Origin of the sequence: Streptomyces sp. NPDC048257 (assembly GCF_043201855.1) — a bacterium.
Taxonomy (GTDB): Bacteria; Actinomycetota; Actinomycetes; order Streptomycetales; family Streptomycetaceae; genus Streptomyces.
This window is the reverse complement of record NZ_JBICZI010000001.1, coordinates 261029-285519: the sequence shown is the minus strand read 5'-3', so window position 1 is coordinate 285519 and position 24491 is coordinate 261029. Positions and strand designations below refer to the sequence as shown.

Annotated in this window: 15 protein-coding genes and 4 pseudogenes; 11 read left to right on the top strand and 8 right to left on the bottom strand. The window is 72.4% G+C overall.

Features of this window, described 5'->3' with window-relative positions; translation table 11 throughout:
- Window positions 1–71: 71 nt before the first annotated feature.
- Window positions 72–1022 carry an alpha/beta fold hydrolase gene (locus tag ACGFZK_RS01300; protein ID WP_393846751.1) on the top strand — a complete coding sequence of 317 codons (951 nt, stop codon included), beginning with the start codon at window positions 72–74 and terminating at the stop codon, window positions 1020–1022.
- A gap of 609 nt (window positions 1023–1631) precedes the next feature.
- Here ACGFZK_RS01300 and ACGFZK_RS01295 read toward each other — a convergent pair.
- Together ACGFZK_RS01295 and ACGFZK_RS01290 are read right to left on the bottom strand one after the other, a co-directional pair.
- Window positions 1632–2702 carry a HEAT repeat domain-containing protein gene (locus tag ACGFZK_RS01295; RefSeq protein ID WP_393846750.1) on the bottom strand — a complete coding sequence of 357 codons (1071 nt, stop codon included), beginning with the start codon at window positions 2700–2702 and terminating at the stop codon, window positions 1632–1634.
- A gap of 287 nt (window positions 2703–2989) precedes the next feature.
- A pseudogene (locus ACGFZK_RS01290) lies at window positions 2990–3351 on the bottom strand (prolyl aminopeptidase); the annotation flags it as partial.
- A gap of 132 nt (window positions 3352–3483) precedes the next feature.
- Between ACGFZK_RS01290 and ACGFZK_RS01285 the strand changes: the two are divergent.
- From ACGFZK_RS01285 to galK, 6 genes and pseudogenes are all read left to right on the top strand, one after another.
- Window positions 3484–4377 (top strand): hypothetical protein, encoded by an 894-nt coding sequence (locus tag ACGFZK_RS01285; RefSeq protein ID WP_393846749.1) that lies wholly within the window; start codon window positions 3484–3486, stop codon window positions 4375–4377.
- 24 nt (window positions 4378–4401) lie between these two features.
- Window positions 4402–5241, top strand: a complete 840-nt coding sequence (locus tag ACGFZK_RS01280) for a sugar phosphate isomerase/epimerase family protein (RefSeq protein WP_393846748.1) — start codon at window positions 4402–4404, stop codon at window positions 5239–5241.
- A gap of 96 nt (window positions 5242–5337) precedes the next feature.
- A pseudogene (locus ACGFZK_RS01275) lies at window positions 5338–6030 on the top strand (beta-galactosidase); the annotation flags it as partial.
- Window positions 6031–6074: 44 nt separating this feature from the next.
- The gene (locus ACGFZK_RS01270) at window positions 6075–6323 is read left to right on the top strand and encodes a hypothetical protein (RefSeq protein ID WP_393846747.1); all 249 of its coding nucleotides are present in this window, start codon (window positions 6075–6077) and stop codon (window positions 6321–6323) included.
- Window positions 6320–7366, top strand: coding sequence for a galactose-1-phosphate uridylyltransferase (gene galT / locus ACGFZK_RS01265; RefSeq protein ID WP_393846746.1), 1047 nt, complete (start codon window positions 6320–6322; stop codon window positions 7364–7366). The genes ACGFZK_RS01270 and galT overlap by 4 nt, the downstream gene beginning before the upstream one ends.
- Window positions 7363–8523 (top strand): galactokinase, encoded by a 1161-nt coding sequence (gene galK / locus ACGFZK_RS01260; protein ID WP_393846745.1) that lies wholly within the window; start codon window positions 7363–7365, stop codon window positions 8521–8523. Before galT ends, galK begins: the two co-directional genes overlap by 4 nt.
- A 221-nt stretch (window positions 8524–8744) precedes the next feature.
- Here the strand turns inward: galK and ACGFZK_RS01255 are convergent, their stop codons facing one another.
- Complete coding sequence (locus tag ACGFZK_RS01255) at window positions 8745–11486, bottom strand: M4 family metallopeptidase (protein WP_393846744.1); 2742 nt, start codon at window positions 11484–11486, stop codon at window positions 8745–8747.
- A 257-nt stretch (window positions 11487–11743) separates the two neighbouring features.
- Between ACGFZK_RS01255 and ACGFZK_RS01250 the strand changes: the two genes are divergently transcribed.
- Window positions 11744–12796 (top strand): hypothetical protein, encoded by a 1053-nt coding sequence (locus ACGFZK_RS01250; protein ID WP_393846743.1) that lies wholly within the window; start codon window positions 11744–11746, stop codon window positions 12794–12796.
- A gap of 127 nt (window positions 12797–12923) precedes the next feature.
- On the opposite strand, the pseudogene ACGFZK_RS01245 reads toward ACGFZK_RS01250, so the two are convergent.
- Window positions 12924–14952, bottom strand: a pseudogene (locus ACGFZK_RS01245) (HelD family protein).
- A 938-nt stretch (window positions 14953–15890) separates the two neighbouring features.
- On the opposite strand from ACGFZK_RS01245, the pseudogene ACGFZK_RS01240 reads away from it, so the two are divergent.
- A pseudogene (locus tag ACGFZK_RS01240) lies at window positions 15891–16124 on the top strand (hypothetical protein); the annotation flags it as partial.
- Between the two features lie 178 nt (window positions 16125–16302).
- Here the strand turns inward: ACGFZK_RS01240 and ACGFZK_RS01235 are convergent.
- The gene (locus ACGFZK_RS01235) at window positions 16303–16518 is read right to left on the bottom strand and encodes a DUF6243 family protein (RefSeq protein ID WP_393846742.1); all 216 of its coding nucleotides are present in this window, start codon (window positions 16516–16518) and stop codon (window positions 16303–16305) included.
- A 908-nt stretch (window positions 16519–17426) separates the two neighbouring features.
- On the opposite strand from ACGFZK_RS01235, the gene ACGFZK_RS01230 reads away from it, so the two are divergent.
- Both ACGFZK_RS01230 and ACGFZK_RS01225 read left to right on the top strand, forming a co-directional pair.
- Window positions 17427–18635 (top strand): PucR family transcriptional regulator, encoded by a 1209-nt coding sequence (locus ACGFZK_RS01230; protein ID WP_393846741.1) that lies wholly within the window; start codon window positions 17427–17429, stop codon window positions 18633–18635.
- Window positions 18636–19020: 385 nt separating this feature from the next.
- Window positions 19021–19974 carry an aldo/keto reductase gene (locus ACGFZK_RS01225; RefSeq protein ID WP_393846740.1) on the top strand — a complete coding sequence of 318 codons (954 nt, stop codon included), beginning with the start codon at window positions 19021–19023 and terminating at the stop codon, window positions 19972–19974.
- Between the two features lie 17 nt (window positions 19975–19991).
- On the opposite strand, the gene ACGFZK_RS01220 is transcribed toward ACGFZK_RS01225, so the two are convergent.
- From ACGFZK_RS01220 to ACGFZK_RS01210, 3 genes are all read right to left on the bottom strand, one after another.
- On the bottom strand, window positions 19992–20723 hold the full coding sequence (locus ACGFZK_RS01220; RefSeq protein WP_393846739.1) for a carbonic anhydrase: 732 nt from the start codon (window positions 20721–20723) through the stop codon (window positions 19992–19994).
- Between the two features lie 143 nt (window positions 20724–20866).
- Complete coding sequence (locus ACGFZK_RS01215) at window positions 20867–21739, bottom strand: ABC transporter permease (protein WP_393846738.1); 873 nt, start codon at window positions 21737–21739, stop codon at window positions 20867–20869.
- Window positions 21736–24468 carry an alpha/beta fold hydrolase gene (locus ACGFZK_RS01210; protein WP_393846737.1) on the bottom strand — a complete coding sequence of 911 codons (2733 nt, stop codon included), beginning with the start codon at window positions 24466–24468 and terminating at the stop codon, window positions 21736–21738. The genes ACGFZK_RS01215 and ACGFZK_RS01210 overlap by 4 nt, the downstream gene beginning before the upstream one ends.
- Window positions 24469–24491 lie beyond the last annotated feature (23 nt).

Genomic DNA, 24491 nt, shown 5'->3' with positions numbered 1-24491 from the left:
TTCATGGTACCGCCGTATCAACAATGTGGTACGTTCGTATCACGAAGAACGGATCTTCCTGGAGGTGCCCCGTGCCCGAGAACACGACCCGAGTGCGACGAGACATCGGCCGCTACGTGAGCGACGAGCTGCGCGACCTCTACTTCGCCACCTGCGACGTCCTCTACGCGAAGGGAGCGCCCGCTCGCTCCGAGACGGACGTCGAGACGAGCTTCGGCACCACCCACGTCTACCGGTACGGCCCCGCCGACCCGGCAGCCGAGTCACGCACGCCCGTGGTCCTGATACACGGTTCGGGCGGCTGCTCCGCGCAGTGGTACCCCAACACCCGCGCGCTGAGCGCCGAGCGCCCCGTCTACGCCCTCGACACTCCCGGCGACCCCGGCCGCAGCGTCCAGCGCGAGCCCATGTGGCAGCCGGAGCGCGCGGCGCAGTGGATGGACGAGGCCCTGGACGCGCTGGGCCTCGACAAGGTCCACCTCGTCGGCTCCTCGTACGGCGGCTGGCTCGTCATCAACCAGGCCCACCTTCGGCCCGAACGCCTCGCCTCGGTCACCGCCCTCGATCCAGGCGGTCTGGAGAAAGTGGGGCTGCGCTTTTTCGTATGGATCTTCGCCAGCCTCTTCGCCACCTACGCCCCCAAGGCGTGGCGACCGCGCCTCGCCAAGTGGCTGGAGCAGCCGGTGATCGTCGTCCCCGAGCTGCGCGCGATGATCCAGGCCAGCGTGCGGGCCTTCCGGATCCGCCGACCCGCGCCGCTGCCGCTGTCGGACGCGGAACTGGGTTCCATCCGGACGCCGTTCTACCTGGCCATGGGCAAGCGCAGCCTGCTCGTACACCCCAAGCGGCAGCTGGAACGCGTACCGCGCCTGCTTCACGGCGCCCGCGCCGAGATCATCGCCGCGACCGGCCACGGGCCGCAGATTGACCACCCCGACCTGGTCAACGCCCGGATGCTGAGCTTCATGGAGGACGTCGACTCCCTCGATCCGGCGGCTACACAGGGCGCCACGGACGCGTAGCCGCGAGGGCCGCAGACGCGGACCGTCCAACAGTGCAGAACCCAAGTTCGACGGGCATCGTACTTCGATTCGCCGCACCACCGACTCCGTCGTTCTGTACGCGCGCTCGGGCCGGGTGGTGACCTGGTCGTGGATGGACCTGGCCGTCGCCGCCCAGCACGCGCTGCGCCCGGGGACGGTACTGGACGGCGACGCGGTGATCGGGCGGGACGGTGCGATCGACTTCTCTGCGGTCCAGGCCCGGCCGCCTTGTCCCTGGCCCGGTCCCGGAAGCTCGCCGCGGCCCCTCCTGCTTCGTACGCGGCGTTCTATCTCCTGCCATCCCTACCTCGGCGGCGTTGTCGGCCGCCCGTACATCGAGCGCCGCCAGCTCCTCCTTGAACTCTTGGAGGACATCGGGCCGCCCATCCAGCCGGTGCCCGCGACGGATGACCGGGATGCGGCCCTGGTCTGGTACGACGTGCTCCAGGAACAGGGAATCGAGGGGATTTTGCAGCCAGGGTTTGGCATTGACCGATTGACCGCTATGTTGCCGTGTCGACGGTCGGTCAATTCCCCATATCAAACGTCAGGCAATTCCCCACCGTCTCACGCCCAGCCGCTGTACGGTCAGGTCGACCGACGGGGTTCAGAGTGAACGTCAGTCGAGACGAGCGTCGAGCTCAGGTCGATGCGGCGCGCGCGAATGCGGTGCGCGGTCCGCAGTCCCTGCTTGGCGGCGGTTGCCACGAGGCCGCCGAGGGTGGTTCTGGCGAGGTCGTGGGCGGCGAGGCGTTCCAGTGCTGGCAGGGCCCGGTCGTCGGCGGTGGAGCCGAGAGCGCGGCAGGCCAGTGCTCGGAGGTCCGGGTCGGGATCGGTGGTGAGGGCGATCAGGTCGTCCACCACCGGCGGGCCGAAGGCAGCGATCGCTGAGGCGAGATGACTGGCCTTCGGGTTCCGGCGTTCCATCAGGGCCTGCCAGAGCACAGCGAGTGCCCGGTCGCCGCCGATTCGGCCGAGCGCCAGAGCGGCCCTGCTGCGTACCCAGTTGGTCTCGTCGTTCAGCCGGGCTGTCAGGGCGGGCACGGCGGCGCGTTCCTCAAGGAGGCCGAGCGCCTCGCAGGCACCCTCGCGGACCATCGGATCGGGATGCTCCAGCAGGGCGGTGATCAGCGGAACGGCCCGGCGGAAGCCGAGTTCGGCACAGGCGAGCGCCGACCACCGCACCCCGCGGTGCCCGGTGTCGGCGAGTGCGCGCAGTAGGCCCGGTTCGACGCTCGCGTCGCCGAACTGGGCGATCCGGTCGAGTGCCTTGGTCCAGACGGTGACATCCTGCGTCCGGTGGTCGGAGGTGACCTCGGACAGGGCCGCCCGGGCCTGCGGATGGCCGAGCTCGGCCCACTCCAGCAGGGCGTCGATCGCCCGCAGCCGGATCGTGCGGTTCATCCTCAACTCGGCGGCGTGGACGGTGACGAGGGATGTCGGCCCGTCCGGCGGGTGGCCGAGTGCGTCCCCGAGCGGGCCGGCGAGCGGTGGTTCGAGCTCGCCCAACCACAGGGCCAGTGGGCCGATTCGGGTGCCGACGTCCGCGTCGTAGCGGCCGTCGCCCCGCAGGTTCGCGGCCAGCTTGGCGACCGTACGGAACAGCAGCCATGCGCGGTCCGATGGGGAATCAGCGAGGGCGTCGAGTCGGCCGGACACCGCCGCGGTGACGGCGGTCGGCGGGCGACCGGTGGCCTCCAGGACCGCCTCCGCCCAGGCGAGTGGCTCGCCCTGACGCTCGTAGAGCGCTCCGCGGCGACCGCGAGAGCTTCATCCAGCGTCTGATCCCGAAGCGTCCGAGCAGCACGGACACGGCTGACACCGAGATAGCCGACCACAGGCAAGCCTTCGCCAGCCGGCGTCCGTCCAGCCGGTCCGGTTCGATGTCGGCGTCTGCCGGGATCTCGGAGTCGGGAAGGATGTGCATGAACTGGTCGGCGGGGGGCGCGGGTCGCGTCGCTGCCCAGATGGCCTGCGTTGCCGACGACGGTCAGCTCGACATCGGCCAGGCGCGGACGAGTTCCCATGCGGTATCGAGTGGGCCGGCCAGGTCGAGCCTGCCATGGACCAGCCCGCCCGGGGTACCGGCCAGGCGGTGCGCATCGCGCAGGAGTGCGCCTTCCTCCAGCCAAGCGCCGTGGGAGAATTAGTGCGAGCAGACGCGGACCAGGGCCAGTTGCGCGACCGGCGGGTGGTCGCCGTACGGGTTGGAGGCGCCGTTCGGGTCCCCGGACAGGACCGCGTCCTCCCAGGCGCACCACTCGGCAGTGGCCTTCTCCCGTACCGCAGGGTCCGGATGTTCCACTAGGTGCAACGCCACCTCCCCGCAGGGCAGTCGCCTTCGCCCGATGAAGACCGTGCCTCATGAGGCAACCATGCCTACGGCGCCGTAGGCTTCCCCCGTTGGGCCGGGAAGCGACCGACTTCGGGGGAACGTGGGATGACGTACAGCAGAGCGCACGAACCGGGCACCGTACGGCAGTTGTGGCAGTTGCTCGAACCGGTCCATGCCGTCGTCTACTTCGCGCCCGAGGCCTACGAGGAGGCCGGCGGGCTCGGGTACGCCACCGACGACCGGTGGCCGATGTACTTCGCCTACCGGGCCGCCCCGCTCGGCCCGGCCGGAACGGGCCTCGTCAACGCCCTCTTCTACAGCTTCAGCCCGCGCATGGTGGAGCACTACCTCGCCCGGTCCTGGCACACCGCCGAGCCCGCCCGGGTGCTCGAGGCCCGGGCCGCGGCCTCCGACCGCTCGCTCCGGGCCCTGCTCGGCGAGCGCACCGCCTCCCCGGACCTGGCCGAGGCCGCCACGCTCGCCCGGCGCGCCGCCGAGGCCGTCACCACCGGCGGGCGCCCGCTCGCCGCCGCCAACGCCGCCCTGCCCTGGCCCTCCGCACCGCACACCGTGCTCTGGCACGCCGCGACGATCCTGCGCGAGCACCGCGGGGACGGCCACCTCGCCGCCCTCCAGGCCCACCACCTCGACCCGGTCGAGTCCCTGGTCCTGCACGCCGGTGTGGGAGCCGCCCCGGTGGAGGCGTTCGAGGGCCGCCGGTGGTCCACCGACGAGTGGAACGCCGCCCGCGAGCGGCTCGCCGCTCGGGACCTGCTGGCCGAGGACGGCGCGGCCACCGGAGCCGGACTCGCTCTGCGCACCGCGGTCGAGAAGCTCACCGACGAACTCGCCTCGGGCCCGTGGGCGGCGCTGACCCCGCAGGAGGCGGCCCGGCTCGCGGAACTCCTCCTGCCGCCGGTCATCGACATCATCGGCGCCGGGATCCTCCCGACCCAGGGCACCCTGGGCATCGGGATGAAGTACGACTACGACAGCTGATCCGCCGCGGGGAAGGAACCACCCGTGAAGTACGCCTTCTCCACACTCGGCCTGCCCGGCGCACCGCTCGACCACTGCGCCGCCCTCGCGGCGTCCCACGGTTTCGACGGCCTCGAACTGCGCGCCCACCCCGGGGAACCCCTGCACTCGGACAGCCCGGCCGCCGAGCGCGCCGCCGCACGGCGGACCCTCGCCGCCTCCGGGATCGCCGTCCTCGCCGTCGCGGGCTACGCCCGGGTCGCCGCCCCGGGCCCGGACGAGCCGGTCCTCGCCGAGCTGCACGCGCTGGTCCGGCTCGCCGCCGATCTGGAGGCCCCCTACGTACGGGTCTTCCCCGGCGGCGGCGACCTCCCCGGGGAGACCGCCGACGCGCACGCCGGCCGCCGGCTGCTGGCCGCGGCCCCGTTCGCCCAGCGCCACGGCGTGCGGATCCTCCTGGAGACCCACGACTCGCACCGCACCGGGGCCGCGGCCGCCCGGGTGCTCGACAGGGTCGCGCATGCGGGGGCCGGCGCCCTGTGGGACGTGCTGCACACCTGGCTGGGCGGTGAACCCCCGGCCGCCTCCCGCCGGGCCCTGGCCGCGCACCTGGGCTACGTACAGGTGAAGGACGTGAGGTCGGCGCAGGACCTCACCCCCGTCGCGCTCGGCGCCGGGGTACTGCCCCTGGCCGAGGCGGTGGCCCTCGTACCGCCGGACGGCTGGCTCTGCTGGGAGTACGAAAAGCGCTGGCACCCCGCGGCCGCCGAGCTGCCCGGACTGCTGGCGCGGGGCCGCGAGTACCTGCACGGGCTGGTGGCGCACCGGCCCCGCAGCGTCCGGGGGGCCGGGGAGGAGCAGGAACTCCCCCTGCGGGCACCCTGACGGACCCGCTCCCCGCGGAGCGCCCCGGCCCCCCCGGGTCACTCCGCACGTCGACGCAGCGGTCGGCACTGGGCCGGTGCCCACCACGCCGGTGCCAACCACTCCGGATCCCGCTCCGGGGAAGCGGGCTACCAGCCCACCGCCACCAGCTACGACTACGACGCACCCATCGGCGAGGCCGGCGAACTCACCCCCAAGTTCCACGCGTTCCGCGAAGTCATCGGCAAGTACCTGCCGCTCCCGGACACACCGCTGCCCCAACCGCCGCCCCAAATCATCCCCGCCCTCGCCACCCCCGCAGGGACCGCCGAGCTGCTCGGCCACCTCGACCTGCTCGGCGGCCCACCGGTGCTGCGCCCCGCCCCCGAATCCATGGAGCGGCTCGGGCAGAGCCACGGCCTGATCCACTACCGCACCACCCTCACCGGCCCGCGGCCGGCGATGCCCGTCAGGATCGACGGGCTGGGCGACCGCGCGTACCGCTTCGCCGACGGGGCGCCCCTCGGCGGGCGTCCTCGACCGCAATGCTCCCGGCGAAGGGCTCGACCTGCCGGTCGGCGAGTCGGGCGTGGGGCTCGACGTACTCGTGCGGGCGCAGGGGAGGGTCAACTACGGGCCGCTGCCGCTCCTCGACGACCGCAAGGGCATCCGGCGTGGCATCCGGCACGGCCCTCAGCAGTTGTTCGAGCGGGAGATCCGGCCGCTGCCGCTCACCGACCCGAGCGGACTCGACTTCGCACCGAACCGCGCGGAGCCGGGCCGGCCGGCCCTCCACCGCTTCACCCATGACCTCACGGCGCACGGGCCGGCCGACGCCTTCGTCGACAAGTCGGGTGGGGGGACCGGCCCGGGTCTGGCTGAACGGCTTCCTCCTCGGCCACTACGACACCCCGCGCGGCCCGCAGCGCACGCTCTACGCCCCCGGGCCCCTCTGGCACGGCGCAGCGGCCGGCACTCGGACCACGAACGCGATCATCGTGCTCGAACTGGAGCGCCCCGGCACCGAACTGCCTCTGCGCGACCGGTCCGACCTGGGGCCGCACCACGGTCGTCACCGTCGAGTGAGAGAATTCCCCACGTGAAGCGCACGAGCACCCGCCTCGCCGACGGCCGCGAGATCCTGTACTACGACACCGGCGACGGCGCCGTTCGCGCCTTCCCCGACACCCGCCCGCTCGGGACGTCGGCCTCCGCCACCCGTTCCGAGGTACGTCGCGATCCGCTGCTCGGCGACCGGGTCGTCATCGCCTCCCACCGGCAGGGCCGCACCCACCACCCGCCCGCCGACGCCTGCCCGCTGTGCCCCTCCACCGAAGGACGCGCGAGCGAGATCCCGGCCCCCCACTACGAGGTGGCCGTCTTCGAAAACCGTTTCCCCTCCCTCGCCGGCGACACCGGCCGCTGCGAGGTCATCTGCTTTACCCCCGACCACCTGACCTCCTTCGCCGAGCTCGACGAGGAGCGCGCCGCGCTCGTCCTCGCCGCCTGGAGCGACCGCACCGCCGAGCTCTCCGCCCGCGAGGGGATCCGGCAGGTCTACTGCTTCGAGAACCGGGGCGCCGAGATCGGCGTCACCCTCGCGCACCCGCACGGCCAGATCTACGCCTTCCCCTTCGTCACCCCGCGCACCACCCGGATGCTCGCCACCGTCGCCGACCACCGCGCGCGGACCGGCGGCAACCTCTTCGAGGAGGTACTGGCCGCCGAACGGGCCGAAGGCACCCGGGTCGTCCTCGAAACGGAGCACTGGACCGCCTTCGTGCCCTACGCGGCGCGCTGGCCGTACGAGGTCCACCTCTACCCGCGCCACCGGGTCCCCGACCTCCCCGCCCTCGGCGACGCGGCCCGCGCCGGCTTCCCGCAGATCTACCTGGAGCTGCTGCGCCGCTTCGACCGGCTCTTCGACCGGCCCGAGCCGACCCCGTACATCTCCGCCTGGCACCAGGCCCCGGTGGCGGACGAGGGCCGCGCGGACTTCGCGCTCCACCTGGAGCTCTTCACCGTCCGCCGGACCGCGGACAAGCTGAAGTACCTGGCCGGGACCGAGTCCGGCATGGAGGCCTATATGAACGACGTGCGGCCCGAGGACGCGGCGGCGCGGCTGCGGGAGGTGGCGAGCGCGTGAACGACGCGGCGCAGGACGAGTTCCGCCAGCTGTACGGGTACCCGCCCGAGGGCGTCTGGGCAGCCCCGGGCCGGGTCAACCTGATCGGCGAACACACCGACTACAACGACGGCTTCGCCCTGCCCTTCGCCCTCCCGCAGCGCACCGAGGTGGCCGCCGCCCGGCGCACCGACGGGATCCTGCGGGTCCACTCCGCCGACGCCCCCTCCGGCGCCGTCACCCTCGACCTCGCGGGTCTGGATCCGCAAAGCCCTCCGCGGGGCGCCGCGAGCTGGGCCGCGTACCCGGCCGGGGTCGTGTGGGCCCTGCTGGACGCGGGACTTCCGGTCGGCGGCGCCGACCTGCACGTACGGTCCGATGTACCGACCGGCGCGGGCCTGTCCTCCTCCGCCGCCCTGGAGGTGGCCACCGCACTGGCCCTCACCGACCTCCACGGGATCCCGCTCACCCGGCCCGAACTGGCCGTACTCGCCCGGCGCGCCGAGAACGCGTACGTCGGTGTCCCCTGCGGGATCATGGACCAGATGGCCTCGGCGTGCGCCACCGAGGGACACGCCCTCCACCTGGACACCCGCACCCTCGAACAGCGCGGCATCCCCTTCGACTGCGCGTCGGCCGGCCTGCGCCTCCTCGTCATCGACACCCGGGTCAAGCACGCACTGGCCGACGGGGCCTACGCCCGGCGCCGCGCCTCCTGCCACCGGGCGGCCGAGACCCTCGGCCTGCCCGCCCTGCGCGACATCCCGTACGGGGAACTGGAGCGGACGCTGGCCCGACTCCACGACCCGGTCGGGCGCAAGCGGGTCCGGCACGTCGTGACCGAGAACGAACGGGTGCTGCGGGTCGAGGAGTTGCTGCGCGCCGGCCGGCTGCGCGAAGCGGGCCCGCTGCTCACCGAGGGACACCTCTCGCTGCGCGACGACTACGAGGTGTCCTGCCCGGAGCTCGACCTCGCGGTGGCCACGGCTGACGCGGCGGGTGCGTACGGCTCCCGCATGACGGGCGGCGGCTTCGGCGGCTCCGCACTGGCCCTGATCGACGCGGAGGCCGAGCAGGTGGTGACCCGAGCGGTGACCGACGCCTTCCGCCGGGCGGACTTCGCCCGGCCCCGCATCACGCCGGCCGCTCCGTCCCCGGGCGCCACCCGCCTCGTCTAGTGCTGTGACCGGAAAGGTTCACCGGGTCGCGACGCCCGGCACGGCACCTCGCGGCGTTGTCGGACCACGGAAGGACGTCCAGTACGAGCCGTAACCCTCCGCCTGGCGATGCACCGCACCGGACGCCGCGACCCGGCAACCCTTTCCGGCCACAGCACTAGGTCGGGGACGCGGACGGGGCCGACGGCACTGCCGTCGGCCCCGTCGCTCATCGGCAGGGATCAGCAGGTGCCGGCCGGCCGTTCCCGGACCACCAGGTCGGTGGAGCCGGTGGTCGCGTCCAGCCAGGCGACCTGGCGGCCCGCGCCGGCCGCCGGGTAGTTCTGCTCACCGCGGTTGCAGGAGACCCGCTCGCGGCGGGAGCCGTCGGTGGTCAGCTGCCACAGCTTGGAAAGCGACTCGTTGCGGTACCGCGTGTCGGGCGTCTGGGCGACGAGGGTCAGTGCGTCCTGCGAGACCGTCAGGTCGGAAGCGATGAAGGCGCCCGGCTTGTGCTCGCTGCTGACGATGAAGGCGCCGCGGCCGTCCAGGCCGGAGCTGATCACCGACATCAGACCGCCGTCGCTCTCGTCGGTGTCGGCCAGCCAGAACACGTTCTTGCTGTTGATGCCGGTCTGGCCGAGACTCACCGGCTCGTCCAGCTGCTCGGTCATGACCGCCTTGCCGGTGGCGAGGTCGACGACCTCCACGCCCAGCCGGTAGGAGCCGCCCTGCGGGTACAGCTTCGCGTAGGCGATCTTGTTGTCGCTGATGGAGGGGAGGGCGGTCAGGGTGTTCCACTTCCGTCCGTCGGTGAAGACCGGGGCCTTGTCGGTGGGCCGCAGGTAGCCGACGTGCCGGCCGCCGAGGATGTCGTACTCCTCGAACACGATCGTGTTCTTCTCCACCCGCAGGCCCGCGACGCCGGTCATCGAGCTGTAGAGCGTCTTGATCGGGCCGCCCGCCACGGGGCGGGAGAGGACGTCGACCGAGGTCGGTCCGTACGCCGTCCACACCACGGTCTTGCCGTCGGTCGCCGGGGCGGTGTGGTAGCGGCCGTCGTTGGGGCTGATCACCTTCGGGGCGCCCTTGCCGTCCAGGCGGCCGGCGTAGACCGAGTAGGGCTCGGAGCCGTCGTCGTTGGACTTGGAGGCCGTCCACCAGCCGCCGCCCGCACCCACTCCGGAGTCGGTGGTGTTCAGCTTGCCGAAGAGGGTGTCGGTGTCGACGCCGAGGGCCTGCTCCCAGCCCGGGACGATGCCGTGGGCGTTGAACGACCGCTTGACCGCGTTCTGCTGGCCGGAGTTCGCGCCCAGCGCCTTCGCGGCCGCGAGCACCGCGCCCCGGGCCTCGTTGAACCCGTCGATCGGCGTCATGTACTCGGTGACGGCCTTGTACACGATCTTGTCGGCCAGGTCGCCGCCCAGGTCCTCGCGCATGTCCCACAGCGCGCCGGAGAAGATCGTCGAGTTCAGGTGCACGCCGCCGTTGTCGGTGGCGAACGAGACGCCCAGGAAGCTCTTCGACGTGGTGGCCCCGTCGTTGAGGTCGCGCAGGGCGCAGTCTGCGGCCGCCTTCGTGCGGCACAGGTCCTCGCCGATCAGGCCGGCGGTCGGATCGCTCATCGGCGTCCCGCTGGCGGTGACGTCGATCGCATTGCCGAAGTAGTCGGCCAGGGCCTCGTTCAGGGCGCCGGACTGGCCCGCGTAGACCAGGTTCGCCGTGTGCTCGATGACCCCGTGGGTCATCTCGTGGCCGACGACGTCCGTGTCGGCCGACATCGGCTTGAACTCCGTGTCCCCGATGCCGTAGACCATCTTGGTGCCGTCCCAGAACGCGTTGGCGTAGGGCTGGCCGTAGTACGTCACGCCGACCAGGGAGTTGACGGCCCCGCCGTTCCCGTCGAGGCTGTCGCGCCCGAGGTTCTTCTTGTAGAAGTCGTAGACCTGGCCCGCGTTCCAGTGGGCGTCCACGGCTCCCGAATCCGTCGCCGCGGCGCCGAAGGCGGTGTTCGGGGAGGTGAACATCGTGATGCCGGAGGGCCACCGGCCCGAGGTCTCCGACACGGACTTGCCGCGGGCGTCCCACGTGCCCAGCAGGCTCTTGGTGGTGGCGCGCATGCGGCCCGCGTCCGCGAGGAGATAGCTGCCGGCCGCCGGGTCGTAGGCGATGTCCAGCGAGGTTGCGGCCCCGCTGAGCCGAGCCCCGGACCCGGTCTCCGGGACCAGGTTCGAGGGCGCGGCCGGCGGGCCGTCCGCCGTCGGGCCCTCGGCGGCCTCACCGGCCGTCCGAGCCGCGGGGGCCGTCATCGTCTTCAGCGCGCTGTACTGGAGCGCCGGGTAGCCCGAGCGGGCGTCCACGTACACCTCGTCCACGACCGGCGCCCCGGTGCCGGGCGCGGTGCCGCGCACGGTGACGCGGTAGGCGAGGACGCCGGCCCCCTTGGGCAGGACGACCAGGCCCCTGGCCTCACCGGTCATGCCGGTGGCCGCCGGATCACCGGACTCGGACCGCGGCGCCTGGCTCTTGTCGAGGGCCGCTCCCAGCCGGCGGGCCGTGGCGGCCACCGCGCGGCGGACCGCGACGTCCTCGGTGACCTGGGGGGTGACCTCGGTGCTCAGGGCGGTGAAGTAGTGCCCCGAGGTGCCGGTGACCACGCGCTTGCCGTCCTGCTTCTGCATGCGCACGACGTACTGGCCGCCCAGGACGTCGACTCCGCGGTGCTTCTGCTGCAACCGGACCGTCTCGTCCTTGGAGCCGGTGGCCGTCGTCGCCAGGGGAACGAGGTCGCTGCCCGCCCGGGGGATCTTGTAGCGGCTCTTGTGCGCGGCGAGGTGCTGCCGTGCCGCGTCGGCCGGGGCCGCCTTGGCGTCCACGGGCTCCCGTATGCCCTCGACGAGCACCGGGGTCGCGGTGTCCTGGCCCGGGACGGCGTTCGAGGGGCCGGAGTCCACGGCCCACGCCGGCGACGCCTGCAAGGTCATTGCGGCGGCGAGCAGAACCGCGATTCCTCCGGCGGAGCGGAGCTCTTTCCGCCATATCCGTCGTGCGGCAGGGGTGGGCGCCGACGAACCTGCGCTGAACTCGGACAAGGGGTCTCCTCAACCATGAGTGCCTGATGCGTTGCTGTGAGTCGTCGCCATGCAAGCGTCGCGGGCGGCTCCCGACCAGAGCCGAACCCCCCTCAGAAGTGGCCATGCACACTTGTGGGGGCTCTGTGAAGGCGGTCAAAATCCCCGGCATGATCGAAACCGACCCGCACGACCGGACTCCCGCCCGCACGCAGGACGACAGCAGGGCGGTGATCCACACGGCCGGCGACCCGGCCGCCGACCCGGCCGTCGTGCTGCGCGTACTCATCCAGCGCCGGCAGGCCCTCCTGCACCAGGAGTCGGCGGACCTGAAGTCCCTGCGCTCCTACGCCGACCGGCTGGCCCACCGGCTTCCGCCGCAGCCCGCGACGCCTCCCGAAGCCGCGGCCGGCATCGAGATCCTCACAGGCGCCGAAGCGGTCGGGGCCCGCCTCGACACCATGCTCGACGCCGCCGAGACGGAGGTGCTGATCCTCGACCGCACGGCGCAGACCCCGGAGGCGCCCGGCTGCGAGGAAGCCGGGGTGACCGGGGAAGCAGGGGAGGCAGGGGAGGCCGTCTTGGCCCGCATCCGCCGCCTGCTGGCGCGCGGCGTCGCCGTACGGACCGTCACCGACCGGCGCGGCACCGATTTCCCGGACCGGGCGAAGGAGCTGATCGCCCTCACCCGGCAGGGCCTCCAGGCCCGGATCGGACAGCGCCTGCCCACTGGCCTGATCCTCGTGGACCGGCGGATCTGCCTGCTGCCCCCGCCGCCTTGCAACGGCGAAGGGTCCGACGGAGCGGCCCTGGTGTTCGGCGACTCCCTGCTGCACCAGGCCGCGCTGCCGTTGTTCGAGTCGCTGTGGGCGCGCGCCACCCCCGTCGGCAGCCCCGGCAGTCCCCTCACCGCGGACCAGCAGGAACTGCTCGGGCTGCTCGCCTCCGGCCTGAAGGACGAGACCATCGCGCGCCGGCTCGGTGTGCACGTGCACACCGCCCGCCGGCGGATCACCCGCATGCTGGAGGAACTCGGCGCCGACACCCGCTTCCAGGCCGGCGTCCAGGCCGCCATCCGCGGCTGGCTGCAACCGCGCCCCGCCCCGGACGGCGAGCCCGAGGCGCCGGGAGGGCACTTCGCGAGGTCCGGCGGCGCCGGACCCGGCGCGGTGGTGAAGGGGCTGACCCGTGGGGGCGTGGCCACGCCGGTGTCGGTCCCGTGACGGGAGACGGCCGGCCTGGAGGCGGGCTGGTCTCGTCCCGTCGCGTCCGACTGCCGCGCGCACAGCGATCCGTGAGGGGGATGTGGGCGCGGGGCCGGCCCCCGGGGCGCCCCTGGGCGCCGAGTCGTCAGGCGGGCTGGACGGTGATGGTGCAGAGGCGCTTGGTGGCCCGGGTCAGGGCTACGTACAAGTCCCTTTCCCCACCGGGGCGGGCCGTGATGATTTCCTCGGGGTTCATGACGACGACCCCGTCGAATTCCAGGCCGCGTGCTTCGGACGCCGGCACGATGCGTGCGTGGTGAGCGATGCCTTGGGCCGTCAGCTCGCCCACCCTGGTGTCCGCGCAGATCACTCCCAGAAGCCCTCCCGGGTGCGCGGTGCTCTGGGCGCGGAGTTCCCGAACGACGGCGGTGACCAGCCCGTCCGGAGGTGTGGTCACGGTGCGAGGGCTCTCACCGCTTCGCAGTGACCGTGTGGGCTTCTGGTCCGGAGCGATCCGCGTGAGCAGGTCCCGGACGCTCTCCAGGATCTCCTGCGTGGTGCGGTAGCTGACGGTCAGGTTGTGCAGTTTGAACCGCGGTCCGACGTGGGGGCCCAGTGCTTCCTTCCAGTCGCGTGCTGTTGCGACCGGGCCTGCCTGGGCGAAGTCACCCACCAGCGTCATCGCCCTTGCGGGGCAGCGGCGGACGATCATCCGCCACTGCATGGCGGTCAGTTCCTGCGCCTCGTCGACGACGACGTGCCCGTACGTCTGCTCGGGGGGGGCCGTCGACCAGGCTCGCCGCCTCGTCCAGCAACGGCACATCGGCATCGGTCCACGGGTCGTCCGGACCGCGCAGCAGAAGGGACCGCTCCTGCGCGGTCAGGCGGGGCAGGTGCTCGGCGAGAGCGCCGGCGTTCGTCAGGAGCGCCTTCACGAGGTCACCGGGTACCAGCCGCGGCCACACCACCTCGACCGCTCGGTCGACGCCGGCGTCGTCGAGGAGATCGGCTCGGATGGCGTCCAGGTCCAGCTCGTGGACCGGACCGGAGTCGGCCGCACCTTCGGCACGGCGCTGGGCGGCTCCTGTGAACCGGTCGAGGTCCATGCCCGTCATCCTGGCGGCATCGGCGTCGATCCGCTCCAGGAGGTCGCCCATGTCTCGTTGCATCGCGTCGGTGACGGCGTCGACCAAGAGCTCCCTGAACACCTGGCGCGCGGGGTTGTGCCCCGGTGCGGCTGCCACGGCGGCGTCGCGTGCCGTGGCGACTTCCTCGCGGGACAGGTGGACCAGTTCCTGTCCGACCCGCACGCTGAAGTCACCGGCGGGGGCTTGCTGGACGCGCAGCAGGCCGGCCAAGGCGTCGGCGAGGTCGGAGCTGCCCTTGAGACGCGCCGTATCGAACGGGTCCACCGTGTCCGTGGACGCTCCGGCCAGTTCCCGGCAGGTCGCCAGAACGACGTCGTTCTCTCCGAGCGAGGGAAGGACCTGGGAGATGTAGTCGAGGAACCGGGCGTTCGGGCCCACCACCAGGACGCCCTCCTCCGCGGCGCGCGGGAACGCGTACAGGACATAGGCCGCCCGGTGCAGGGCGACCACCGTCTTGCCGGTGCCGGGCCCGCCCTGCACCACGGTCACCCCGCGGTGGGCGGAGCGGACGATCTCGTCCTGCTCGGCCTGCAGCGTCGCGACGGCCGCGTGCATCCTGCCCGTACGCCGTGCCGACAGGGCATCGGTCAACGGGCCGTCCCCCACGACGTCCTCGTCGGTCGGGGCGGTTCCGTCCAGCAGTTCGTCGCTCACCGAGATGACCGTGCGCTCCACGAGGTGCAGGTGCCGGCGCCGCCGCAGGTCCATCGGGTGGACCGGTGTCGCCTCGTAGAAGGGCCGCGCCGCGTTCGCGCGCCAGTCCACGAGCAGAGGCAGGTCATCCTCCTCCGTATGCAGTCCGATCCGCCCGATGCGCAGGGCCGTGCCATCCGTCCAGTCGATGCGCCCGAAGACCAGCCCCTTTTCGGCGCCCTCCAGCCGGCCGATTTCCATGGCCAGACGCTCGGCGGCGATTTCTCTCTCGTATGCCTCACCGGCGCTTTCCGCCGGGGCCTTCAGCACACTCGCCCGATGTGCTCGCGCCTCGGAAAGCCGCTCGGTGAGCAACTCATATAAGGAGGACACATAAGCCCGCTCCGATTCAACCGCACGCACAGCCGGATCGCTAATTTTCGACAACAGGGGGCTCCTTTGATTCGAGCCACACCCTACGGTCGAATTTCCCTAAAGGTAAGTCTTGACTTACTTGGCAAGCCATGGCCCCACGGCTGAATCCATGACGGCTGACCGTATGGCGTGTCATGCATTCCGCCGATCCGTATACCGCTATTGCGCTTCCGATGCCCACCTGCCTTATGGCGAGCCCGCCCTTGGATGCCGGCGATGTTTTGCCGTGCTCGGGAAAAGGGGGAAGAGCCGGCGAGGCGGCAGGCGCCATCGAGCTCACTGCCAGGGGGCATCTGTTCGCTTCTCTGGTGACCCGACCGAGGAGACGAGCACGCAATGGGTCAAGCCCTCGACCGGTCCACCACAGCCCCGACCCGCGCCGACGGCCCCATTTCAGGTCCGCAGCACCACGCCGCCGTCGGTCGCGGCCGACCCAGAGAACGGATCGGGGAACTCTCACCCGGTTCGCCGCCGCGACGCCCGGCGGCAGGCCCGTCCGTGCCCGGACCATCCGACCCGGCCCCGCCCGACCTGGAACCGCCGACCTTCGGCCCCCGCGCCTTTGATCTCGTCAAAGGAACGAATGGCGACAGGCGCGGCGGGCGTCCGATGAACCCGGGCTTTCCGGGGCCCGGCGTCGGCGCCGATCCGATCAGATCCGATGACGGCTGATGACAGGGTTTGCTGACAGTCAAGGGCTGTCCCGTAATCCCGGGCGGGCGGGCGCGCGTCGCCGGCTACGGCACCGCGCCGCGCTGTCGGCAACATCCGGATACGCCCCGTACGAGGACGTGCCTCCGCCTTGCGATGCACCGCATCTGACGCCGCGCGCTGATCCACCCGGGATGACGGGACAGCCCTGAGGGTCGAATGCGACCACCACAACGGGGAGCGGCATGGCCAACCTGCACCGCGACCGCCTCGCCCTGCGCATCCTCGATGGCGCGTTTTCCGCGAGGGACCTCACCGCCCGCCACCCGCGTACCGGCGACCTGCTGTCCGCCGTGAAATGCATGGTGCAGACCCTCGCCGCCGCCGGTGAACTCCCGCGCGACCTCCAGCGCGAACCGACCTGCGACGGGCTGCGGGCCGCCGAGGCGAAGGGCAACAAGGGCGGGCGCCGCCCCGCCGGAGAGCCGCAGCCTGTGCAGAGGCGTGCGTGCCCGGTCGGCCGCCGAGTGCCACGGCGTCCCGCATCGCCGGCCGCGCCCGGTACGGGAGCAGAGCCCCGATACGGCAGCAGGGCCCGGACCGCGCGTCGCGGTCCGGGCCCTGCCCCGTGCTGTGCCGCCCTGCGGCGGCGGTGCGTCAGTTCTGTGCGGTGTCGTCGCCCGCTTGCCCGGCGCCATCGGCTGCGCCGGCCTTCTCGCGCATCTTGCGCACCAGCTCCGCCTTCTGGTCGGCAGCACCCCGGCGGTCGAGGTTGCGGTGCGGCCCGTTGTTCTGCCGTTCGGCGCGGGACAGCCTCTTGCGCTGGCCGCCGCCCTGGCCCACGGGGTTGTTGATGTTCTTGCTCACGGTCACGGGTTCTCCCGGTAATGATGTGAAGTGATCTGTGGATTCATCGGTGAGGGACGGGCGGCGACGTCGGAGGACGTCAGCAGGGGCCCATCACGCGCTCACTCGTAAATCGGTGTCTGGAAGAACATGACAAAGACGTTACCCGGTTCCGTGGGTCCCGCACACCAACCTTCTCGCCGCCCGGCGTCGGCCGGGCCTTCGGCGAGCGCGCGGGGTCAGGCATTTCCTTCCGGGAGTCCCAGCACCCGCCAGCACCCGCCGGTGGTCGCCCCCCGCCCGGGGCAGGTGCAGACAGACGTTACTGGGCCGTCACCGCACCATCATCCACACCAGCTCAACCGTGCTCTCGCACACCCACCTCCCGCGGGAAGCGATCAAGGTGCGCACGGGAAGCAGGCGGCCAGTCGCTTCCCGGGCGTAGGGAACCCGCATCGACACCACAGGTGACCGAGGTGTCAGGCCCCGACATCCAGCGGCAGGACGCGGTCCGGCCGCGCGGGGCTCCATGGTGTCACGGCCCAGGCAGAAAGGGGCCCTCCCGAGCGAGCCGCTCGGCTCTCTCCCCGCCCCGGCCTGGGGCGAGAGGAGCAGCATGCTGGAGGCACACAGCATCTCCACAGGGTTTATCCGAAAGTGATAATTTCCCGCAGCCCGTCTCGGCGCATCCAACAATCCGGAAGATCTTCTTCCGACGGGTCCATGACAGGTCGCCGCGCTGCCTGCCACCCCGTGTTCCGACGACAGCAACGAGGCACGGCCGAGGGAAGACCGCAAGAACCGAAGCCTTATGAGCGCGGTACGGAGGCATCAACCCGCCCATTCAGCAAGAGGATTGACGATGCAGATGTCCTTCGGTCGGCTTCCCGCCTTCCCATCGGACAGGCCTCACCCCGGTATGAACGAGGAAAACGATGTGCGAACTCCTGAACCGCATCTGGTCCCGCCCCCGAGGCGAGTGGATCCGCGTCCTACGCAGGGAGCTCCCCGTGCTGGCCGACGAGATAGTGAAGGAGCTCCTCCACGGGACTCCGGCACTCACCGCACTCGTCGACGACTACGACACCATCGACGACGAAGCGCTCAGGCACTCGGTGGAAAGAGCGCTGTGCACCGCTCTCGGCTACCGGCAATCCAGTAGCCGGAACCCGAGCGGCGGCCACCCCCGCCCCGACCGCGTGAGCGAGGGCAGACCTGACGACAGAGCGGAGGAAAGCCCGCAGTTCGCCCCGGAGGTCGTGCGGAACATCAGCCCCGTAGCCGGGCACCGCGATGGCGGCGGGACAGAGGGCGCCGGAGCGCAATGGCACGAGTCCGCCGCACCGCCCGACCGGGCGCGTCAGGAGCTGTTCAAGGCGCTCACTGACGCCAGGGCCGCCTCAGATCGTTCCCTCACCGAGCTGGCCGAAGCGGCCGACTGGCCGCTGCCAGCAGCCGTACGAGCCGTCGTACTCGCCACCCCTGGCGAGACGCAGCAGCTGGCGGGCGTACCGGACGACTCTCTCGCCGGCGTGTTCGCGGGCCAGCCCTGTCTCCTGGTTCCGAGTTCGGACGAGGACCCCCGAGCCTCGCTGGAACTCCCGCTGCGCGGCCGCCTCGCAGCCGTGGGCCACTCGGTTTCCCTGACGGACACTGCGTCCTCCCTGCGTTGGGCCCTGCGCCTGCTCGCCCTCACCCCGGCCCGCCCAGGTGTGGAGACCCGGCCCGTCTTCGTCGACGACCACCTCTCCACCCTGCTGCTCCTCCAGGACCAGCCGCTGGCCCGTGCGTTGGCAGCCCACTGGCTACGGCCCCTGGCCGGCCTGACCCCACGCCAGAGCGAGCGCCTGGAGGTGACCCTCCTCGCCTGGCTCGAAGGCGGTGGCGCCCCCGAAGCCGCGAAGGCCTTGAGCGTGCATCCCCAGACCGTGCGCTACCGCATGCGGCAGCTGGAGAAGCTCTTCGGACCGGGGCTGCGGGACCCCCGTACCCGCTTTGAGCTGGAGATGGCTCTGCGCAGCCGCCGACTGATGGCACAGGTACGAATCCAGCACTCCCGGCTGGGCCGTAGGACGGGCCGCGCCATCACGACCAACTTCGCGCCGCTGGTCGTGGAGAGGATCGCCCGCGTCAACGGCCTGTGACCTGCGGAGTTCGACCCGGCCCGCCCCGGCCGCCCCTCGCGGGCGGGCCGGGCCGCCGCACAGACCGTCCACCGTCCGGGGCCTCTGGGGATCCAGATCTCGTCGTGCCAGGGCCGACCACGGCTCCGCACCGACCACCGGGCCCTGCCCGGGGCGTTCATTGCGGGGGTCTCCGCTTTCGGCTCGCCGACACCCGCCACGCGCAGTACCAGTCAGGGTGGATCTGCCCCCGGGCCCGGCCCGGCCGGCCCGGAGGCGACGTCCGGCACGTGTCATACGGCGTTCACACCGTGCTGCCCGGATTTCCGTTCCGGGGCCCGGGCGGTCCGCCTAGACTGAACATTCGGTTGATCATGTACCCGTCGAGTCGGAGGAACGAAAACGCATGCGCTATCTCCCCCTGGGCAGTTCAGGTCTGCAGGTGTCCGCCGTCGGCCTCGGCTGCAACAACTTCGGCGGCCGACTGGACGCCCAGGCCACCCGCGCCGTCGTGGACGCCGCCCTGGACGCGGGCATCACCCTCCTGGACACCGCCGACATCTACGGCGGCGCCGGCGGCTCCGAGGTGCACCTCGGCCAGGCCCTCAAGGGCCGTCGCGACCAGGTCGTCCTCGCCACCAAGTTCGGCTACGACGGCGTGGACATGAAGTACGGGCCCGCCGCCGGATCCCGCGGTGGCCGCGCCTACATCCGGCGGGCCGTCGAGGAGTCCCTGCGCCGCCTCGACACCGACCACATCGACCTCCTCCAGCTGCACAGCCCCGACCCGGCCACGCCGATCGCCGAGACGCTGGCCGCGCTCACCGAACTCGTCGCCGAGGGCAAGGTCCGCTACCTCGGACACTCCAACCTCTCCGGCTGGCAGCTCGCCGAGGCCGCCCACGTGGCCCGCGAGACCGGCTCGGTCCCCTTCGTGTCGGCCCAGAACGAGTGGTCGCTGCTGGAGCGGTCGGCCGAGCGCGAGCTGGTCCCGGCGGCCCTGCACTACGGCGTCGGCGTGCTCCCGTACTTCCCGCTCGCCAACGGCCTGCTGACCGGCAAGATCCGCCGGGGTGCCGCCGTACCGGCCGGCTCCCGCCTCGAGGGACGCGACTCGTACGTCACCGAGGAGCGCCTCGACGTCGTCGAAGCACTGGCCGCGCTCGGCGAGAAGCACGACCGGACCGTCCTCGAGCTCGCCATCGGCTGGCTCTCCGCCCAGCCCGGCTGCGCCTCCGTCATCGCGGGAGCCACCTCCGCCGAGCAGGTACGGGCCAACGCGGCCGTCGCCGACCGCCCGCTGGACGCCGAGCTGCTCGCAGCGATCGAAGCCATCCCGGGGGCGCAGAAGCCCGAGTGACGTCCGGCCGACACGCCTTAGGCGGGCGCGCCCGTCAGGACGCCCACCTTGCCGGTGTCCAGGGAGTAGTAGGCGCCGACGACGGCCAGGGCGCCCCTCTTCACGAGGGGTGCCAGGTCGGCGTTGGCGCGCAGATCGTCCGCGGTGACCCTGATCTGGTGGTGGATCATGGTGTTGACCGGGTCTGCGCCGGGGTTCTCGACCGTCAGCCGGTAGGCCGGCTCCACCGCCTCCACGATCGCCTGCAGGTTCCCGGGCAGCGGGGCGCCGTCCTTCAGCGACTTGTACGCGGCCTCGATGGCGCCACAGCGCCGGTGCCCGAGCACGACGATCAGCGGCGTGCCGCCCGTCATGGGCCCGTACTCGACGGAACCGGTCACCACCGGGCCGATCGCCTGTCCGCCGGTGCGCAGGACGTACAGGTCGCCGAGCCCGGTGTCGAAGACGAGCTCGGGCGCCACCCGGGAGTCGATGCAGGTGAGGACCACGCCGTACGGGTTCTGCGCCGCGGCGACGAGCTCGCGCCGCTCGGGATCCCGGTCGGGGTGTTCGAGGTCCCCGTTCACCCAGCGCGCGTTGCCCTCCATCAAGCGGCTGAACGCGGCCTCGGGCGTGTCCGGTCGCGGCTGCGGGGCGGTGGTCGCCGCCTTCGGGGTGCTCGCCGTGGAGCATCCCGAGAGGGCGGCGGCGCCGGCCGCGAGGCTGCCGGCCAGTACCGCCCTGCGCGCCGGAGGTCCTGCTGTGTGCATGGGTGTACCCCTCGGTCGTGATGACCGCGATTGTTCATCGGGCCGGGGGTGAGCGGGCGGCAGCCACACACGGGCGCGGCCGCATTGCCACGGACGGCCCACGGCCCACGCCGGGCGCCGGGTCGTGGGCCGTCCGTACGGGCTCAGGACACGATGTCCTTGCGGGAGAACCCGCGGAACGCGAGCGCGAACAGCACCAGCGCGTACGACACCGACACCACCGCACCCTTGACCATCCCGCCCCACTCCAGCTGAGGCTGCAGGGCGTCCGCCCACGCGAACTGCCAGTGCGCCGGCAGGAACTCCCGCCACGATCCGAGCGCCGTCACCGCGTCCAGCACATTGCCGACGATCGTCAGCCCGACCGCCCCGCCCACCGCGCCCAGCGGTGCGTCCGTCCGCGTCGACAGCCAGAACGCCAGCCCCGCCGTCACCAGCTGCGACACGAAGACGAAGGCCACCGCCAGCGCGAGCCGCGGCACGGTGTCCCCGGCCGCCAGCGCCCCGCCCGCCGGGAGCTTCAGCGGCCCCCAGCCGTACGCGGCCGTGCCCGCCGCCAGCGCCACCACCGGCAACAGCACCATCGCGGCCAGGCTGAAGCCCAGCGCCACCACCAGCTTGCTCCACAGCAGCCGCGCCCGCGGCACCGGCGAGGCCAGCAGGTAGCGCAGCGAGGACCAGCTCGCCTCCGAGGCCACGGTGTCCCCGCAGAACAGCGCCACCGGCACCACCAGCAGGAAGCCCGCCGAGACGAACAGACAGGTCGCGGCGAAGTTCGCGCCCGAGGCCGTCGCCGTGTCGATCAGGGTGATGCGGTTGTTGCCGCCGCCCCGGCTGTCCGGCCCGCCGCCCACCGCGAACGCGATGATCATGATGAAGGGCAGTGCGGCCAGCACCCCGCCCATCACCAGCGTCCGCCGCCGGCGCCACTGCCGCAGCGCCTCCACGCGCAGCGGCAGCGTGCGGCTCGCCCGGTAGCCCGGAGCCACCTCCTGCACCGTCGTCACCGTGCTCACGCCGCACCTCCGATCAGGGTCAGGAACGCGTCCTCCAGTCGCCGGTGCGGTCCCACTCCGGTCACCGGCACCTCCAGCCGTACGAGTTCGGCGATCAGGCCCGCCGCCGTCGCGCCTTCGAGCCGTACGAGCAGCCCGTCGTCGGCGGCCACCACGGAATCCACTCCCTCCAGCGCCGCCACCTTCTCGACGCCCACCTCGTCCACCGGCTCCGCCAGTGTCACCAGCAGCATGTCCCCGCCGCCGGTGATCTCGGCGACCTCGCCCGCCGCGACCCGCTGCCCGCGGTCCATGACCACCAGGTGCGTGCAGGACTGCTCCACCTCCGACAGCAGGTGGCTGGAGACGATGACCGTCCGCCCGCCTGCGGCGTAGCGGATCATCACGTCCCGCATCTCCCGGATCTGCGGCGGATCCAGGCCGTTGGTCGGCTCGTCGAGGATCAGCAGGTCCGGCATCCCGAGCATGGCCTGTGCGATCGCGAGCCGCTGGCGCATGCCCTGCGAGTACGTGCGCACCGCGCGCTCGAGCGCATCGCCGAGCCCGGCGATCTCCAGGGCCTCGGCCATGTGCGAGTCCTCGGCCGGACGGCCGGTGGCCTGCCAGTACAGCTCCAGATTGGCGCGGCCCGTCAGGTGCGGGAGGAAGCCGGCGCCCTCCACGAAGGCGCCGACCCGGGACAGCACCGGCGCCCCGGCCCGTACCGCGTGCCCGAACACCCGGATCTCCCCGGCGTCCGGCGAGATCAGCCCCATCAGCATCCGCAGGGTGGTGGTCTTCCCGGCGCCGTTGGGCCCCAGCAGTCCCAGTACCTGCCCCTTCTCGACCCGGAAGGACAGGTCCCGCACCGCGTACCGGTCCTGCGCCTTCGCGTACCGCTTCGTCAGGCCGGTGATCTCCAGGGGTACGTCGGCCAGTGCGGCCTCCGGCTGCGGCGCGCCCGACCGGGGCCCCGAGGAGCCCCGGCCGGTCCGCCGCATCCCGAGCAGTGCCGCGGCCAGCGCCGCCGCGCCCAGGGGCAGCCACCAGGTCCAGGCGGGCAGCCCGGCCGAGGCGGTCCGTACGTCCGCGGCGACGGGAACGGCCAGCGGGCCCTCCACCGCGACGGTGTACGCGGCGGGCGCAGCCGGGGTCGCGTAGCCGAGGTCGGTCGCGGCCACCACCAGCCGCAGCCGGTGGCCGGCGACGGCGGCGTGGTCGATCGCGGGCAGTCGCAGCCGCACGGTCGCGCCCTGCTGCGCGTTCTCCACCCGCACCGGGGCGACCAGCTGGCTCGGCAGCACCTGCTGCCGGCCGTCCGGTCCCACGTCGTACAGCTTGCCGAACAGAACGGCCGCACCGTCCGCAGCCGTCGACCTCACCTTCAGGGTGAGGGTCGGGGTGCCGGTGATGCGCAGGTCCTCCGTGAGCGGCGCCGAATCGAACCGGGCGTTCTGCCCGGGGAAGTCCAGCGAGAGCCCGGCTCCGAAGGCGGCGAGCTGCCCGCCGATGCCCGGCAGCGAGGACAGCGCGGGAGGTGCGCCGCCCGCCGGATTGGCGAAGGTCTGCTCCGGCCCCGTCAGGGCGAACTCCCGAGGGCCGGAAACCAGCCCCGGGTAGCGTTCGCCGCTCGCGCCGCGCAGCGTGACCTCGCCGTCGGTGGAGTCGATGCCGCCCGAGCGCGTGACCCGGAACGCCGGGCCGGTGCCGGCGCCCTCGTCCCCCTTGAGGTGGCGGTCGAACCAGGAGGCCACCCGGGCCTCGACCCGGTCGGCCTCGCGCATGCCGCCGTCGTGCCCGCCGGCCGCCCAGTCCACGGAGACGGGTGCGCCGTTCGCCGCGATGGCCTTGGCCATGGCATCGGCCTGGTCCAGCGGGAAGAGGGAGTCGTCCTGGCCCTGCACGATCAGGGTCGGCACCTTGATCCGGTCGCCGACCGCCGAGGGGCTCCGCTGCTCCAGCAGGGTCCGGGCTTCGGCATCGGGCTTGCCCGCCACCGCGACGCGTTCGTACATCGCGCACAGCTCGGGCTGGAACCGCCCGCAGCCGGGCGCGACCGACGGGTCCGACGGGTCCGGCCGCTGTGCCGGGCGGGCCTGCTGCATCCCGTCGGTCGAACCGCTGGTGAAGAAGATGCCGGACCACAGCTTCTTGAAGACGCCGTTGGGGAAGAGCGAGTCCGCGAGGTTCCAGTAGGTGATCTCCGGAGCGATCGCGTCCACCCGCGGGTCGTAGCCGGCCGCGAGCAGGGAGATCGCCCCGCCGTACGAGGCCCCGGAGACGCCGACGCGCGGATCGCCGGCCGCGTCGAGCTGCACCTCGGGCCGGGCCGCGAGCCAGTCGATGAGCCGGGAGACGTCCTTGACCTCGTACGCCGGGTCGTTCAGCCCGATCCTGCCCTCGGAGCGGCCGAAGCCGCGCGCCGACCAGGTCATGACGGCGTACCCGTCACGAGCGAGGCGCTCGGCCTGCTCGCGGACATCGTCCTTGCTGCCGCCGAAACCGTGCCCGAGGAGCACGGCGGGACGTTTCTCCGTACCCCCGCCGTCCCCCTTCCCGCCGCCCGCGGTGAAATACGAGGTGTCGATCCCGGCGCCGGGCATGTTCACGACCTGGTCCTGGCGGTGCACGGCGGGCGCGTCGCCGGCCGCGGACGCGACCGTCCACGTACCGGCCCCCGCCACGACGACGAGCGCGGCGGCGCCCGCGAGCAGACGGTCTCGGCGGCGCCGGGGCATTCGGAGCTTCATACGGGCACCCTAAAGGCCCGGTA